Source organism: Sphingomonas sp. BLCC-B65 (genome assembly GCF_028550675.1).
Classification (GTDB): domain Bacteria; phylum Actinomycetota; class Actinomycetes; order Actinomycetales; family Microbacteriaceae; genus Microbacterium.
Genome location: NZ_JAQQGL010000001.1, coordinates 2,225,680 through 2,239,758 on the forward strand (window position 1 = coordinate 2,225,680; position 14,079 = coordinate 2,239,758).

13 protein-coding genes are annotated in these 14,079 nt (G+C 70.5%); 2 read left to right on the forward strand and 11 right to left on the reverse strand.

What is annotated here, in order from left to right:
- Positions 1 to 134: 134 nt before the first annotated feature.
- The 4 genes from PP359_RS10550 to PP359_RS10565 all read right to left on the reverse strand — a co-directional run bounded on the left by PP359_RS10550 (position 135) and on the right by PP359_RS10565 (position 4,809).
- On the reverse strand, positions 135 to 1,751 hold the full coding sequence (locus PP359_RS10550) for an efflux permease Rv1217c-related protein (protein ID WP_499250527.1): 1,617 nt from the start codon (positions 1,749 to 1,751) through the stop codon (positions 135 to 137).
- Positions 1,748 to 2,677: an ABC transporter ATP-binding protein gene (locus tag PP359_RS10555; protein ID WP_499250528.1), complete on the reverse strand. Its 930-nt coding sequence runs from the start codon at positions 2,675 to 2,677 to the stop codon at positions 1,748 to 1,750. The genes PP359_RS10550 and PP359_RS10555 overlap by 4 nt, the downstream gene beginning before the upstream one ends.
- An 80-nt stretch (positions 2,678 to 2,757) precedes the next feature.
- Positions 2,758 to 4,185 (reverse strand): APC family permease, encoded by a 1,428-nt coding sequence (locus PP359_RS10560; RefSeq protein ID WP_083868014.1) that lies wholly within the window; start codon positions 4,183 to 4,185, stop codon positions 2,758 to 2,760.
- Between the two features lie 150 nt (positions 4,186 to 4,335).
- Complete coding sequence (locus PP359_RS10565; protein WP_231560325.1) at positions 4,336 to 4,809, reverse strand: Lrp/AsnC family transcriptional regulator; 474 nt, start codon at positions 4,807 to 4,809, stop codon at positions 4,336 to 4,338.
- Positions 4,810 to 4,950: 141 nt separating this feature from the next.
- On the opposite strand from PP359_RS10565, the gene ald reads away from it, so the two are divergent.
- Positions 4,951 to 6,024, forward strand: coding sequence for an alanine dehydrogenase (ald, locus tag PP359_RS10570; RefSeq protein ID WP_499250529.1), 1,074 nt, complete (start codon positions 4,951 to 4,953; stop codon positions 6,022 to 6,024).
- 85 nt (positions 6,025 to 6,109) lie between these two features.
- On the opposite strand, the gene PP359_RS10575 is transcribed toward ald, so the two are convergent.
- The 5 genes from PP359_RS10575 to PP359_RS10595 all read right to left on the reverse strand — a co-directional run bounded on the left by PP359_RS10575 (position 6,110) and on the right by PP359_RS10595 (position 12,218).
- The gene (locus PP359_RS10575) at positions 6,110 to 7,492 is read right to left on the reverse strand and encodes an aspartate aminotransferase family protein (protein WP_499250530.1); all 1,383 of its coding nucleotides are present in this window, start codon (positions 7,490 to 7,492) and stop codon (positions 6,110 to 6,112) included.
- Complete coding sequence (locus PP359_RS10580) at positions 7,489 to 7,971, reverse strand: Lrp/AsnC family transcriptional regulator (protein WP_036319660.1); 483 nt, start codon at positions 7,969 to 7,971, stop codon at positions 7,489 to 7,491. The genes PP359_RS10575 and PP359_RS10580 overlap by 4 nt, the downstream gene beginning before the upstream one ends.
- Before the next feature lie 85 nt (positions 7,972 to 8,056).
- Positions 8,057 to 9,433 carry a pyridoxal phosphate-dependent decarboxylase family protein gene (locus tag PP359_RS10585; RefSeq protein ID WP_499250531.1) on the reverse strand — a complete coding sequence of 459 codons (1,377 nt, stop codon included), beginning with the start codon at positions 9,431 to 9,433 and terminating at the stop codon, positions 8,057 to 8,059.
- The gene (locus PP359_RS10590; protein ID WP_499250532.1) at positions 9,430 to 11,172 is read right to left on the reverse strand and encodes an amidase; all 1,743 of its coding nucleotides are present in this window, start codon (positions 11,170 to 11,172) and stop codon (positions 9,430 to 9,432) included. Before PP359_RS10590 ends, PP359_RS10585 begins: the two co-directional genes overlap by 4 nt.
- Complete coding sequence (locus PP359_RS10595; protein WP_499250533.1) at positions 11,169 to 12,218, reverse strand: agmatine deiminase family protein; 1,050 nt, start codon at positions 12,216 to 12,218, stop codon at positions 11,169 to 11,171. Before PP359_RS10595 ends, PP359_RS10590 begins: the two co-directional genes overlap by 4 nt.
- 109 nt (positions 12,219 to 12,327) lie before the next feature.
- Between PP359_RS10595 and PP359_RS10600 the strand changes: the two genes are divergently transcribed.
- Positions 12,328 to 12,918 carry a TetR/AcrR family transcriptional regulator gene (locus PP359_RS10600; RefSeq protein ID WP_499250534.1) on the forward strand — a complete coding sequence of 197 codons (591 nt, stop codon included), beginning with the start codon at positions 12,328 to 12,330 and terminating at the stop codon, positions 12,916 to 12,918.
- On the opposite strand, the gene PP359_RS10605 is transcribed toward PP359_RS10600, so the two are convergent.
- Positions 12,905 to 13,333, reverse strand: a complete 429-nt coding sequence (locus PP359_RS10605; protein ID WP_433719408.1) for a BphX family protein — start codon at positions 13,331 to 13,333, stop codon at positions 12,905 to 12,907. The two genes, PP359_RS10600 and PP359_RS10605, sit on opposite strands and share 14 nt — an antisense overlap.
- Positions 13,330 to 14,055: a hemerythrin domain-containing protein gene (locus PP359_RS10610; protein WP_499250535.1), complete on the reverse strand. Its 726-nt coding sequence runs from the start codon at positions 14,053 to 14,055 to the stop codon at positions 13,330 to 13,332. Before PP359_RS10610 ends, PP359_RS10605 begins: the two co-directional genes overlap by 4 nt.
- Positions 14,056 to 14,079: the final 24 nt, after the last annotated feature.

The window sequence follows — 14,079 nt, forward strand, 5'->3', positions numbered from 1 at the left end:
GCGGATCCCGACGGCAGATCGGGCGGCGGTCTTACGACCGATTGCTTCGAGGCTACGAAAGATGACGTATCTCTCCGCTCGCTTTCAAGCGAAAGAATGCCGCTTCTTGTCGCTCGGGGAGGATTCGCCCGGCGTCAGGACCGGAGCTCGCGACGGCGCATGCCCGCGAGCGCGATGAGGGCCGCGGATGCCGCGACCACCACGAGCACGGCGACGCCGCGCGGATCGACGCCGTTTCCGTTCGGTACGGGAGCGGCGGCGAAGGGCGAGGCGTCCACGAGTGACGCACTCAGACCGAAGAGCGGGCCGAACAGCGCGACGACGGCGGCGACGGCCAGCAGCGCCCACGCGAGCACGACCGCCGCACGCGGAAGCGCGACCACCAGGGCGGCGGTCACCGCGGCGAACAGGCAGGCCGGGACGATCTGCCCCGCACCGGCCACCGCCGCATCGCGCAGGAGCCCGCCACCGACGCCCCCGGTAAGTGCTCCGACAGCGGCGCCGACGATTCCCGCCACGATCGTGAGGGCCGCGGCGGTCGCGGCGACCGAGATGTGGTCGGCGAGCCACCGCGTGCGTGTGAGTGCGGTACCGAGGACCAGCTCCGCCGTCCCGCGGGTCTCGTCCTGGCGCGCGCGCAGAGCGGTCTGTGTTGCGGCGCACGCCGCGATGACTCCGAGCATGACGAAGAAGATCACGACCAGACCGCGTGAGAGGTCCTCGGACGTTCCGCTCAACGCCTCCAGCAGCGCGGTGACGGCCGCGTTCCCCTGGCCGATCCGCCCGGCAAGACCGGCGAGCGACGTCGACAGAATGCCGACGAGCATCCCTGCCACAATCCAGCCGACAGCCGCAGCACGGCTCTGGCGCACCACCAGCGCCAGATGTGTCGCGAAGCCCGGTCGAGCCTCGGCGCGACCGACGCGTGGCGGGACGAAGGAGGCTCCCAGGTCGCGGCGCGCGTGCAGCAGGGCGCACCCGCCGAGGAGGAGGAACGTCGTGAGTGCTGCGGCCGCCAAAGGAAGGGGGTCGTCGGCATCGAACGGGCGGGTGTTTTCGGCCCAGCCGAACGGCGAGAACCACGTCAGGGCGGAGCTCGTCATCCGGGTGAGGTCGGCGTTCGGCGTCCCGAGCGCATTCCCGGTGCCGGCAAGGGCGAACGTGACGACCAGGATCCACACCGCCAGCGCGTTGGCGGCGCGCGAGGAGGGCATGAGTTCGCCGGCCACGAGCCCAACGCCGAGGAAGACCGTGCCGACGAGTGTGCAGCATGCTCCCGTCAGTGTTGCTCCCGCCAGTGGCGCGCCATTGCCGATGAAGAGGAGAGCGACCACCGCGCCTGAGAGGACGGCGACGCCGATGCCGTGCACGGCGGTCGAGGCGAGCGGCGCGGTGCGCCCGGCCGGGGTGGCCGACACCAACTCGAGACGGCCGTCCTCCTCATCCCCGCGGGTATGGCGCACCGCCAGAAACGAGCACATGAGGGCGACGACGAGCAGCAGCCAGGGCAGCAGGAGGAAGGAGACCAGCTGCGACTCCGACGTGCCGGAAGGAAGCCCGCGGAACAGGAGCACGACGGGGTTCGTCATGACCGTGGCCAGCAGAGCGAGGCGTTCCTGCTCGTCGCCGTACGACCCCCGCACGCCCGGATATCCGGCCGCGGCCAGGGCGGCGAGTCCGAGGATCCAGACGGTGAGCGATACGGCGTCGCGCCGCAGGCGCTGGCGCAGCAGCAGCCCGAACGGTCTCACCGCCGGGCGCCTTCGCTCGGCTCTGCGCCCGCGCCGTAGTGGCGCAGGAACAGCTCCTCCACGGACGGCGGCGCGATGCGCAGTCCTTCGGCGCCGAGCTCGGCGAGGCGGGGCAGAGCGAGGGCGACGGCATCGCTGGCGAGCGTCAGCGAGATCCGCCCGCCCTCCTCCCGCACGTCCTCGGCGCCGGGCACGGTCGCGGCGGTGGCCGGGGTCGCGCGCGCGGATGCCGCGAACGACACCTCGGTGCGCGTGAGATGGCGCATCTCGGCGAGAGAACCCGTGTCGACGATGCGCCCGGCCCGTACGATCGACACCCGGTCGCAGAGCAGCTCGACCTCCGAGAGGATGTGGCTCGACAGCAGCACCGTGGCGCCGGCATCCCGTACTCGCGCGACCTCCTGGCGGAACACCACCTCCATCAGCGGATCCAGACCGCTCGTGGGCTCGTCGAAGATGTAGAGCTCGGCAGGGACGGCGAAGGCGGCGATGAGCGCGACCTTCTGCCGATTGCCCTTCGAGTAGGCGCGTCCCTTCGTGCGGGTGTCGAGCTGGAAGGCGTCGCACAGTCGCCGCCGCGCGGTGGCGTCGTGCGGGCCGGTGCCCCCGCCGCGGAGGCGACTGAGCAGATCGATGGCCTCGCCGCCGGAGATGTTCGGCCAGAGACTGACGTCGCCGGGAACCGATGCCACCCGTCGATGCAGGCGTGCGGCATCGCCCCACGGGTCGGCGTCGAGTACGGTCGCCGTGCCCGAGGTGGGACGTGCGAGGCCGAGGAGGATGCGGATCGTGGTCGACTTGCCCGCGCCGTTGGGGCCGAGGAAGCCGTGCACCTGGCCCGCCTCGACGACGAGGTCGAGCCCGTCGAGGGCGTGCACGCGGCCGTAGTGCTTCGTGAGGGCGTCCGTGCGGATGACGGTGGTCATGCGCCGGATGCTACGCCGAGGGCGGGTGCCGCGGTAGATGCGACACCCGCCCCTTACCCCCGGTGCGTCGGGGGCTGCGCTCAGATCTGCGAGCGCGGCCCGGGTTCGACGATCTTGTTGAAACCGGTGACCGGCTGGTTCTCATCGAACGACACCACGGGGCGACGGAACCCTCGGGTGAGGAAGACGAGATACACGAGCCCGAGCCCCGTCCAGATGAGGCCGACGATGAGCGCGTGGTCGTCCAGGTTCACCCACAGCAGTCCGGTCAGCGCCATGCCGATCGCGGGCATCACGATGTAGTTGATGATGTCGCGCGGCGTCCGTCGACGTCCCTGGCGAACCGCGAACCAGGCGATCACCGAGATGTTCACGAAGGTGAACGCGATGAGGGCGCCGTAGTTGATGTAGTCGACGATCTGATCGAGGGTGAAGGCGATGGCCGCCAGGCTCACGATGCCGACCAGCACCACCGTGAAGGCGGGTGTGTGGGTGCGCGGACTGATGTAGCCGAAGAAGCGCTTGGGCAGCACGCCGTTGCGGCCCATGACCAGCAGCATGCGCGCGACCGACGCGTGCGAGGCGAGCCACGACGCCAGCGTGGCTGCGAAGCCCGCCGCCGTCAGCACCGACTGCAGCACGATGCCGCCGACCTGCGAGCCGATCTCCGGCAGCGTCGAGTCGGCGATCGCCTCGGGCGGGAACGCCTCGTGGGCCGGGAAGCGCAGCTGCGTGAAGTAGGCCGCGACGAGGAAGATCGCGCCGCCCACCAGCACGGTCAGCAGGATCGCGCGCGGCATGGTCTTCGGGTTCTTCGCCTCCTCCGCGTACATCGTCACCGCGTCGAAGCCGATGAACGAGAAGCAGACGATGGTCGCACCGGCCAGCACCGCGCCGAACTCGACCTCGGGGTGGAAGAACGGCTGCACGGAGGCGACCGTGCCGGCGCCGGCGCCCTGCACCAACTGCACGATGACCATGACGACGAACACCGCCATGACCACGATCGAGAAGATCAGCAGGATCATGTTGACGTTGGAGGTGCCGCGCATCGTCAGGTAGATGATCCCGGTGACGCCCGCGGTGAAGGCCACGACCCACACCCATCCCGGGATGTCGGGGAAGAGCGCCTCCATGTAGCTGCGCAGGATCAGGGCGTTGACCATCGGCAGCAGCAGGTAGTCGATGAGCGACGTCCAGCCGACGAGGAAGCCGAGGCTCGGGTGCATCGACTCGCGGACGTAGGTGTACGCGGAGCCGGCGCTCGGGATGACGCCGACCATCTTGCCGTAGCTGATCGCGGTGAAGCCCATGACGACGAGGGCGAGCGCGTAGGCGGCGGGGACGACGTTGTTGGTCTCGACGGCGACATTGCCGAAGGTGTCGAACACGACCGTCGGAGTCATGTAGCCGAGGCCGAGACCGACGATGGACCAGACTCCCAGAGAGCGCGCAAGGGTGGCGGAGCGAGAGGATGCCGACGTGGCGGCCAGTGACTCGTTCGTGATTCCTCCTGATGGTGAGGTGTTTCGGGTGCTCGAATACTAGGGTCGCCCTGTTTCGTTTGTGTAGCGTCGCCGTCACCTCCGATGACGCGTGGGCACCATGTTCGGACGATTCGACCGGGGATCGCCCCTTCGCGGACGAAGGGTGTGGGCTCAGACCCCGCGCAGCCCGTCGGTGCGCTCGAAGATGAGGCTCGTGTTGGTCGCCGCGACGATGGAATGCGTGGAGAGGTGGTCGGTGACGAAAGAGCGCAGGTCGGCGCTGTCGCGCCCGCGGAAGTGGATCACGAAGTCCTCCGCGCCGGCGACATAGAAGTACTGGGCGACGTCGGGGTGGGTGCGCAGCTCCTCGGCGAAGCGGGTCAGCTGCGCGCGTGCCCCCGGGCGGATCCGCACCGAGACCAGAGCCTCGGTGCGGTACCCCAGTGCTCCCGGATCGACGTCGATCGTGAAGCGACGGATCACCCCGCGCGACACGAGGCGCGAGATGCGTGCGTGCACGGTCGACGCCGCGACGCCCAGGGTCGCCGCAAGACGACTCAGTGGCTGGCGGGCATCGTCGCGCAACTCGTCGATGAGTCGGAGATCGGCGGCATCCAGTGAAGGATCAGCGGAAGAGACGGCCATTTCCCGAGCATAGTTCTCAGCGCTGAGGCAATTTCACCGAATTTTCGGATGCTCTTGTCGAGCGTCCGGAGGGCTGACATCGTGATCGCGCTGCACCGCTCCACTCCCTTTCCCGCGGACCATGTCGAAGGAGTCCCGCCCATGATCATCGGTGTTCCCACAGAGATCAAAGACAGTGAGCGCCGCGTCGGTATGACGCCCACGGGGGTCGACGAGCTCTCTGCACACGGCCACCGGGTGCTCATCCAGAGCGGAGCCGGCGTCGGGTCGGGGTTCAGCGACGACGCCTATCGCGCCGCTGGGGCCGAGATCGTGGCCGAGGCCGCCGACGTCTGGGGCGGCGCGGACCTTCTCGTGAAGGTCAAGGAGCCGATCGCGCCCGAGTACGGCTTCCTGCGCTCGGACCTGACGCTGTTCACCTACCTGCATCTGGCCGCCGCGCCGGCGCTGACGACCGCTCTCCTGGATGCCGGTACCACCGCCATCGCCTACGAGACGGTGCAGCTGCCCGACCGGTCGCTGCCGCTGCTGGCCCCGATGAGCGAGATCGCCGGTCGACTGTCGGTGCAGGTGGGTGCGCAGCAGCTGCTCGGTCCGGCCGGGGGACGCGGCATCCTGCTCGGCGGCGTGCCCGGCACACCGCGCGGCCGTGTCGTCGTGATCGGTGGCGGCGTCGCCGGCACCCACGCCGCACAGATGGCCGTGGGACTCGGCGCGCACGTGACCATCGTCGACCTGTCGATCCCGCAGCTGCGCCGGCTCGACGAGCGTTTCGACGGCCGCGTCGACACGCGCGTGTCGACGCGTTCGACGCTAGCCGACCTCGTCGCCGACGCCGACCTCGTCATCGGCTCGGTGCTGGTGCCCGGTGCGGCGGCGCCCAAGCTCGTGACGCTCGACATGGTCGAGCGCATGCGGCCGGGCTCGGTGCTCGTGGACATCGCGGTCGACCAGGGCGGCTGCTTCGAGGGCACGCATGCGACCACGCATACCGATCCGACCTACCGGGTGCACGACGCCATCTACTACGCCGTCGCCAACATGCCGGGAGCGGTGCCGTTGACCTCGACCCTCGCTCTCACCAACGCGACGCTGCGGTACACGCTCGCGCTCGCCGATCGCGGCACCGATGCAGCGCTCGAGGCCGACGCCTCGCTGCGTGCGGGTCTGTCGATCCGCGGCGGCGAGGTCATCGACACCCGCATCCTGGCCTGACGAACTCCGCAGATACGAACGAACTCCGCATCTGACCGCGTGATCGGATGCGGAGTTCGTCGCATTCTGCGGAGTACGTGCGCCGTCAGAGGCGGTTCCAGGCCTCCGTGAGCACGGAGCGCAGGATCTGCTCGATCTCGGTGAACTCGGCGGGGCCGATGGTCAGCGGCGGGGCGAGCTGGATGACGGGGTCGCCGCGGTCGTCGGCGCGGCAGTACAGACCCGCGTCGAACAGCGCCTTGGAGAGGAAGCCGCGCAGCAGCCGCTCCGACTCGTCGTCGTCGAAGGTCTCCTTCGTGGCCTTGTCCTTGACCAGCTCGATGCCGAAGAAGTAGCCGTCGCCGCGCACGTCGCCGACGATCGGCAGGTCGAGGAGCTTCTCCAGGGTCGCGCGGAACACGGGCGAGTTCTCCCGCACGTTCTCGAGCAGCTTCTCCTCTTCGAACACGTCGAGGTTCTCCAGCGCGACGGCAGCCGAGACGGGGTGCCCGCCGAAGGTGTAGCCGTGGGGGAACGACAGGTCGCCGTGCGCGAAGGGCTCGTAGACGCGGTCGCTCACGATCGTGCCGCCCAGCGGCGCGTAGCCGCTGGTGACGGCCTTGGCAAACGTGATCATGTCGGGCTGGTAGTCGTAGGCCTGAGCCCCGAAGTAGTGGCCGAGCCGGCCGAAGGCGCAGATGACCTCGTCGGAGACGAGCAGCACGTCGTAGCGGTCGCAGATCTCGCGCACCCGCTGGAAGTAGCCCGCCGGCGCCGGGAAGCAGCCGCCGGCGTTCTGCACGGGCTCGAGGAACACCGCGGCGACCGTCTCGGGTCCTTCGAACTGGATCATCTGCTCGATGCGGTCGGCGGCCCACAGGCCGAACTCCTCCGGAGTCCCCCCGCCGAAGCCCGACTCGGTGGCGCGGTAGTAGTTGGTGTTCGGCACGCGGAAGCCGCCCGGCGTCACGGGCTCGAACATGTGCTTCATGACGGGGAGGCCGGTGATCGCAAGGGCACCCTGCGTGGTGCCGTGGTAGGCGATGGCGCGGGAGATCACCTTGTGCTTGGTGGGCTTCCCCTGCAGCTTCCAGTAGTGCTTCGCGAGCTTGAAGGCCGTCTCGACCGCCTCGCCGCCGCCGGTGGAGAAGAAGACGTGGTTGAGGTCGCCCGGCGCGAGGTTCGCGATGCGGTCGGCGGCCTCGATGCCCGACGGGTGGGCGTACGACCACAGCGGGAAGAACGCGAGCTCCTCCGCCTGCGTGGCCGCGGCCTGGGCGATGCGCGAGCGGCCGTGTCCCGCGTTGACGACGAACAGGCCGGCGAGCCCGTCGATGTAGCGCTTGCCGCGGGAGTCCCAGATGTGGTGACCCTCACCCTTGACGATGATGGGTACTCCCGAGCCCTCGGTCATCACCGACTGGCGTGCGAAGTGCATCCAGAGGTGGTCGCGGGCCTTGGCCTGCAGATCGGCGTCGTCGATGGTCATCGTGTCCCCCAGTTGTAGAGCTGACGGTGGAGTTTGAGGTAGACGAAGGTCTCGGTCGAGACCACCTCGGGAAGGGCGCGGATCTGCTCGTTGAGCAGGTCCATGAGGTCGTCGTCGTTCTCGCAGACGACCTCGACGAGCAGATCGAACGAGCCCGCCGTCGACACCACATAGCTGATGCCGGGCAGGGTCGACAGCCGCGCGGCGATGCCGCGGGTGTCGCCGGCGACCCGGATGCCGATCATCGCCTGACGGGCGAAGCCGAGCTGGAGCGGGTCGGTGACGGCCACGATCTGCATCACGCCCTGGTCGACGAGCTTCTGTACGCGCTGGCGCGTGGCGGCCTCGCTGAGGCCGACGGCCTTCGCGATCTCGGCGTAGGGTCGGCGCCCGTCCTCCTGCAGCTGCTCGATGATCGCTTTGGATGCGGCATCCAGCGGCTGTCGGCGCGAAGGTGCGGTTTCCGTCGTTTGAGGCATGATCGGCGACGATATCAATCGCGGCAGTGAATAATCAAGACTGATTCAGAAGTCACCGGGCGGGCTCCCGTGCGACGTGCGGCGCTCAGCGCATGGTGTCGAGGATGCCGGTGAGGTCGTCGAACGTGGTGCGGGGGTTCAGGATCGCGAACCGGGCGTTGGGGCGGCCATCGTGGCTGGACGGCGTCACGAACGCGTGCTGCACGTCGAGGAGGCGCTGCGACCAGGCCTCGTAGTCGGCGCGCGTCCAGCCGTCGCGCTCGAACACGACCACGCCCAGCTGCGGCCGGCGCACCAGCGAGAAGCCGGAGCGCGCCTCGATCTCATTCGCGATCCGCCGGGCCAGCACGATCGAGGCGCTGACGGCCTCGCGGTACGCGGCCGCACCGTGCGTGGCCAGCGAGAACCACAGCGGCAGGCCGCGGGCGCGACGGGTGAGGTGTGCGGCGTAGTCGGAGGGGCTGTAGTCGGAGCGGTCGGTCAGGGTGTCGAGGTACTCCGCGTGCTGGGTGTGCGCGCGTCGGCCCTGCTCGGGGTCGCGGTAGATGAGCGCGCACGCATCGAACGGGGCGAACAGCCACTTGTGCGGATCGACGATCACCGAGTCGGCCTGCTCGACTCCGGCGTACAGGTGGCGGGCGAGGGGCGAGAGCATGCCGGCGAGGCCGTAGGCGCCGTCGACGTGCAGCCAGATCCCGTGGGCGTGGGCTGCCGCCGCGACACCGGCGATGTCGTCGACGATGCCGAAGTTGGTCGAGCCGGCCGTCGCGACGACGGCGAAGACCCGCTCGTGCACGTCGGCGAGCACCGCCGCGACGGCCTCGCCGCGCAGCACGCCGTCGGCATCCGTCGGCACCGTGATGACGTCGACGTCCATGACGCGCGCCGCCGACGCGATGGAGGAGTGCGCCTGCGAGCTGCAGACGACCGCCCAGCGGGTCGGCGCGGCGACACCGATGTCGGTCCGGTGCGCGCGCGCCGCCTCGCGCGCGGCGACGAGCGCGGACAGGTTGCCGAGCGTGCCGCCCTGCACGAAGACGCCTCCCGCGGATGCCGGCAGGCCGAACTCGTCGGCCAGCCAGCGCAGCACCTCGTTCTCGGCGTGCACGGCGCCGGCGCCCTCCAGCCAGGAGCCGCCGTAGAGGGCGCTCGCCGACACGACGAGGTCGAAGGCCGCGGCCGCCTTCGTGGGCGCGGTCGGGATGAACGAGAGGTACCGCGGGTCGTCGGTCGTGATGCAGGCGGGGGCCAGGACGTGCGTGAACACGCCGAGCGCACGCTCGGCGCCCACGCCCTCCTCGGAGATCGTCCGCCCCGCCAGCCGGGCGAGTTCCGCGGCGGGCAGCGGCTTGTCCAGCGGGGTGTCCTGGGCGAGCAGGCGCTCGCGCGAGTAGTCGAGCACCAGGTCGACGATGCGTCGGGTCTCGGCGGTGACGTCGTGCATGCGGGCGGCATCGGTCATGAATGATCCTCGGTGGAAGAAGGGGCGGGGGTGGATGCCGGGAGGGCGGGAGTCCGCGGCGGCACCGGCCGTTCGTCGGTCAGCGTCTCGATCGCGCACCCGAGCCGCAGCAGGGCGGCATCGTCACCGGAGCGCCCGGCGATCGTGAGCCCCACCGGCATCCGGGTGTCGTCCATCAGCCCGAGCGGGACGGTCACCGTCGGGATGCCGAGGTGGCGGATCGCGAGGTTGCCGTTGGCGACCCAGACGCCGTTGCGCCAGCCGAGTTCGGCGGAGGCGGGGTTCACGTCCATGTCGGCACGGCCGACATCGGCGACGGCGGGGAAGACGACGGCGTCGAGGCCGAGGTCGTCCATCCACTCCTCCAGGTCGACCTCTCGCGTGCGCTCCAGCCCGCGAAGGCCGTCTTCGAGTTCGGGCACGTCGCGCCAGGTGACGCTCGGGTGCGCTCGCACCCAGTCGGGATAGCTCGGCAGGTCGTCGTCGAAGCCGTCGTAGCGGTCGGGGAGGGCGCCGGCGGGGTGCGGGAAGATCAGCGCGCCGTCGACGTCGGCGAGCGTGTGCAGTGCCGGGTCGCCGTTGGCGGCGAGGAAGTCGTCCCAGGACCATGCCGACAGGTCGAGGATCTCGCGATCCAGGTACGCGCGGGTCACGAGCCCCCGGGTGAAGATCGTCGGCGCCCCGGGCCGGTCGCCTTCGTAGTTCGACACGACCGGGAAGTCGACCTCGACGACCTCCGCGCCGGCGGCGGTCAGTGCCGCGCGGGTCTTCTCCCACAGCGCGATGATCGAGGCGCGCGTCTCGATGCGCCGGCCGGTCGGCCCGCCGATGCCGGGCGTCGGAGCGGTCCCGGCATCCGGATCGGCGTTGATGTACATGCGGGGCACGCCGATCCTCCGTCCCGCCGGGGAGGCACCGTCGGCGAGGGCGGGGTAGGACGCGGGGCGCACCGCGGACGGGCGCGGCAGCGGCACCCACGGCTGCGTCCGCCAGAAGTCGCCGCGCGTCTCGGGGTCGTCGGCGACGATGACGTCGAGAATCTCGAGCAGATCGGCCATCGTGCGCGCGTGCGGCACCACGACGTCTTGCGTGGGCACCAGCGGCCAGTTGCCGCGCGTGGAGATGACACCGCGCGAGGGTGTGTAGGCGCACAGCGCGTTGTTCGAGGCCGGCCCACGTCCGCTCGACCAGGTCTCCTCGCCGAGGCCGAACGCGGCGAACGAGGCCGCGGTCGCCGTTCCGGAGCCGTTCGAGGATCCCGAGGCGAACGGGGCGGTGAGCCAGTCGGCGGCGTAGGGACTCTCGGCGCGGCCGTAGAGCCCGCGCTGCATGCCGCCGCCGGCCATCGGCGGCATGTTGGTCAGTCCCAGGCAGATGGCACCCCCGGCGCGCAGCTGCTCGATCGTGAAGGCGTCGCGCTGCGCGACGAGCGTGGCGAAGGCGGGGGAGCCGGATGCCGCGGTCAGCCCGCGGACGAGGTAGCTGTCCTTCGCCGTGTAGGGGATGCCGTCCAGCGGTGAGAGCACCTCGCCGCGGGCCCGGCGGGCGTCGGAGGCGGCTGCTTCCGCGTGCGCGTCGGGGTTGCGCACGACGACCGCGTTGAGCGCGGTCGCGGTGTCGGGACCGTCGTAGGCGTCGATGCGTGCGAGGTAGGCCTCGACGAGCTCGACGGCGGTCGTGCGCCCCGTCTCGAGGGCGGTGCGCAGCTCGGCGATCGAGGCTTCGACGACGTCGATCATCGCTCGGCCTCCTGCCCGACGAGCGCCGGCTGCTGCTGAGTGATGCAGTGGATGCCGCCGCCACGCGCGAAGATCGGGCGGGCGTCGACCGTGACGATCTCGCGCCCCGGGTACGCATCGGCGAGGATCGTGCGGGCCTCGGCATCCGCTCTGTCCTCACCGAAGCCGCAGGCGATGACGCCGCCGTTCACGACGAGGTGGTTGACGTAGCTCCAGTCGACGAAGCCCTCGTCGTCGCGCAGGGTCGCCGGCGCGGGCAGCTCGACGATCTCGAGGCGGCGTCCGGCGGCATCGGTGTGGTCGGCGAGCATCTCGCGCAGCGCCGTGCTGACGGCGTGGTCGGGGTGTGCCGCGTCGCGCTGGGTGTGCAGCAGCACGCGGCCCGGAGAGGGGAAGGTCGCGACGATGTCGACGTGGCCGTTCGTGCCGAAATCGTCGTAGTCGCGAGTGAGACCGCGCGGCAGCCAGATCGCCGTCGTCGTGCCGAGGGTGCGGGCGAACTCCGCCTCGACGCGGGCGCGATCGGCGTAGGGGTTGCGGCGCGGGTCGAGCTGCACCGTGTCGGTGAGCAGCACCGTGCCCTCGCCGTCGACGTGGAAGCCCCCGCCTTCGGCGACCAGGGTCGAGGAGATGAGTTCCGCGCCGACCTCGGCCGCGACGATGCGGGCGTGCTCGGCGGAGCGTTCCCAGCGCGCCCAGTCGTGTGCGCCCCAGCCGTTGAAGATCCAGTCGACGGCGCCCAGGATGCCGGGGCGCGCGTCATCCACGACGAAGGTCGGGCCATGATCGCGCATCCAGAACTCGTCGACCGGCGCCTCGAGGATCGTGACGTCGCCGGGCAGCATCCGCCGCGCGCGCGCGGTCTCGGCGGGATCGACGATCATCGTGACCGGCTCGAACCGGGCGATGGCGGCGGCGACCTCCGTCCACGCGGCGTAGCCCTCCTCGCGCTCGGCGGCGGTGTCGCCGAGCGTGGGGCCCTCCACGGGGAAGGCCATCCATGTGCGCGCGTGTGGCGCGGTCTCGCTCGGCATCCGCCAGCTCATCGGCATCCTCGACTCTCGTCCGGTCCTGGAGTAGCTTATTGATCACATGATCAACTCATCGGAGGGTAGCGAGCGGATGCCGTCGACGTCAACTGCCGGACGGGCGCGGATGAGCGCCGATCAGAGGCGCGAGCAGATCGCGGGCGCTGCGCGCGGGCTCGCGCTCGCCGAGGGACTGGACGCGGTCACGCTGCGCGCCGTCGCCGCGCGGGTGGGCGTGGCCTCGGGGTTGGTCGCCCACTACATCCCGAGCATGGACGACCTCGTCGCCGACACGTTCTTCGACATCGTCTCGGCCGAGCTCGACGAGGTGCGCGCGCTGCTTCCCGACGCGCCCGCGCCGGCACGACTGGGGGTGATGCTGCGCGAGACGCTCGACCCGCACCGCCGGGACGTCACGCTCGTCTGGGTGCAGGCGTGGGCGCTCGGCACGCGAAACGCCCCGCTGGCCGAGCGGGTGCGCACGGCGATGGATGCCTGGCGTGCCGTGATCGCCGCCGAGATCGCGCGGGGAATGGATGCCGGGGTGATTCCGATGGCCGATCCGGAGCCGCTCGCCTGGCATCTGCTGGCGATGATCGACGGGCTCGGTGCCCACGGGCTCGTGGGGTGGGGGTCGGACATCGATCCCGTCTCGCCGCTGCGACGAGCCGTCGCGGGACTGCTGCGCGTCGAGGTCGGTGCTCTCAGCGCGGACTGAGTCGGGCGCCGATCTGTCGCCGCACGCCGCGCCAGGCGAGCACTCCCCACGCGATGATCGCCGCGTGCAGGATGATGAACCCGAGGAGCGGCAGGGGCGGGTATCCGCGCGCGATCATGTAGACGTCGTCGGCGATGCCGCGGACGACACCCAGCGCGATCGTCAGCCAGAGCAGCGGCAGCCAGGCCATCGGACGGCGTGAGCCGACCAGGAGGAACGCGCCGAGAACCAACAGGTCGAGGCTGAACACCAGCATCCAGTCGGCGAACCCCGTCACTGCGGTGCCCCCGGGGGCACCGTCGAAGTCGGGGATCTTCTGGCTCACCGTGGCCATGGTGACGACGGGGAGCCAGCTGAGACCGAGAAGAACGTAGACCGCGCCCGTCACGCGATACCACCAGGTGAGACTCTTCATGTCGTGGTTCTCCTCGCCGGGAACAAGCGGGCGCGGTGTCTGCGGAACGACGACCGTCCGACCAGCCTCCAGGCGGCTCGGGCGGGAGCGGGCAGTGCCCGAAGGAACGCCCCCTGCTCGGCGGCAGGCATGGATTCGAGCATGAATCCCAGCTGGATGAACAGCCACCGCGGCGGCACCGTGCGCCGTCCGTGCCGCTCCAGGCGTTCCCACTCCGCGGGCGTGAAGGAGGTGGCGGCGACCGGCAGAATGTCGATCTCTTCCTGGCCGAGATGATCGTCGAGCGCCGCAGTGAGACGGTCGAGCTGCTCCCGCACCGCGATGGCCTCGCGGCGTCGCGCGCTGGCACGCCAGGCGTCGACGCTCGCGCCGAGAGCGGTCAGGTGCTTCTCGATCTCTGCGTGCTGGGCGCGCATCTGCTCGACGTGGAGGGCGCACGCCGGTGAGCGCCGTTCGAGGTCGTCCCAGAGGAACATGTCCTCGCCGTGGTGGTGGCTCTCCAGTGCGTGGGCGATCTGGCGCAGATGCCGCACGGCGAGCGTCGTGCGGCGGCGGTCGCCGTCGGCCACGGCGTCGACGACGCTCCCCGCATCGCGGAAGACCATGCGCAGGAAGCGGTGGAACATCACGACGTCGGCGGTGTCGCATCCCCACGAGCCCGACCGGGGGTCGGCGTGGGGCTCGGCGGGTGATCCGGTCGCCGGAAGGCGTTCAGCAGCCACGGCGCCGGACCTGTGTGCGGGCCG

Bases quoted from the DNA above. Each gene is read 5' to 3' on its own strand.
- PP359_RS10605 (WP_433719408.1), bottom strand. From the start codon at position 13,333: ATGAAGAGTCTCACCTGGTGGTATCGCGTGACGGGCGCGGTCTACGTT.
- PP359_RS10555 (WP_499250528.1), bottom strand. From the start codon at position 2,677: ATGACCACCGTCATCCGCACGGACGCCCTCACGAAGCACTACGGCCGC.
- ald (WP_499250529.1), top strand. From the start codon at position 4,951: ATGATCATCGGTGTTCCCACAGAGATCAAAGACAGTGAGCGCCGCGTC.
- PP359_RS10590 (WP_499250532.1), bottom strand. From the start codon at position 11,172: ATGATCGACGTCGTCGAAGCCTCGATCGCCGAGCTGCGCACCGCCCTC.
- PP359_RS10575 (WP_499250530.1), bottom strand. From the start codon at position 7,492: ATGACCATCGACGACGCCGATCTGCAGGCCAAGGCCCGCGACCACCTC.
- PP359_RS10595 (WP_499250533.1), bottom strand. From the start codon at position 12,218: ATGAGCTGGCGGATGCCGAGCGAGACCGCGCCACACGCGCGCACATGG.
- PP359_RS10585 (WP_499250531.1), bottom strand. From the start codon at position 9,433: ATGACCGATGCCGCCCGCATGCACGACGTCACCGCCGAGACCCGACGC.
- PP359_RS10580 (WP_036319660.1), bottom strand. From the start codon at position 7,971: ATGCCTCAAACGACGGAAACCGCACCTTCGCGCCGACAGCCGCTGGAT.
- PP359_RS10565 (WP_231560325.1), bottom strand. From the start codon at position 4,809: ATGGCCGTCTCTTCCGCTGATCCTTCACTGGATGCCGCCGATCTCCGA.
- PP359_RS10600 (WP_499250534.1), top strand. From the start codon at position 12,328: ATGAGCGCCGATCAGAGGCGCGAGCAGATCGCGGGCGCTGCGCGCGGG.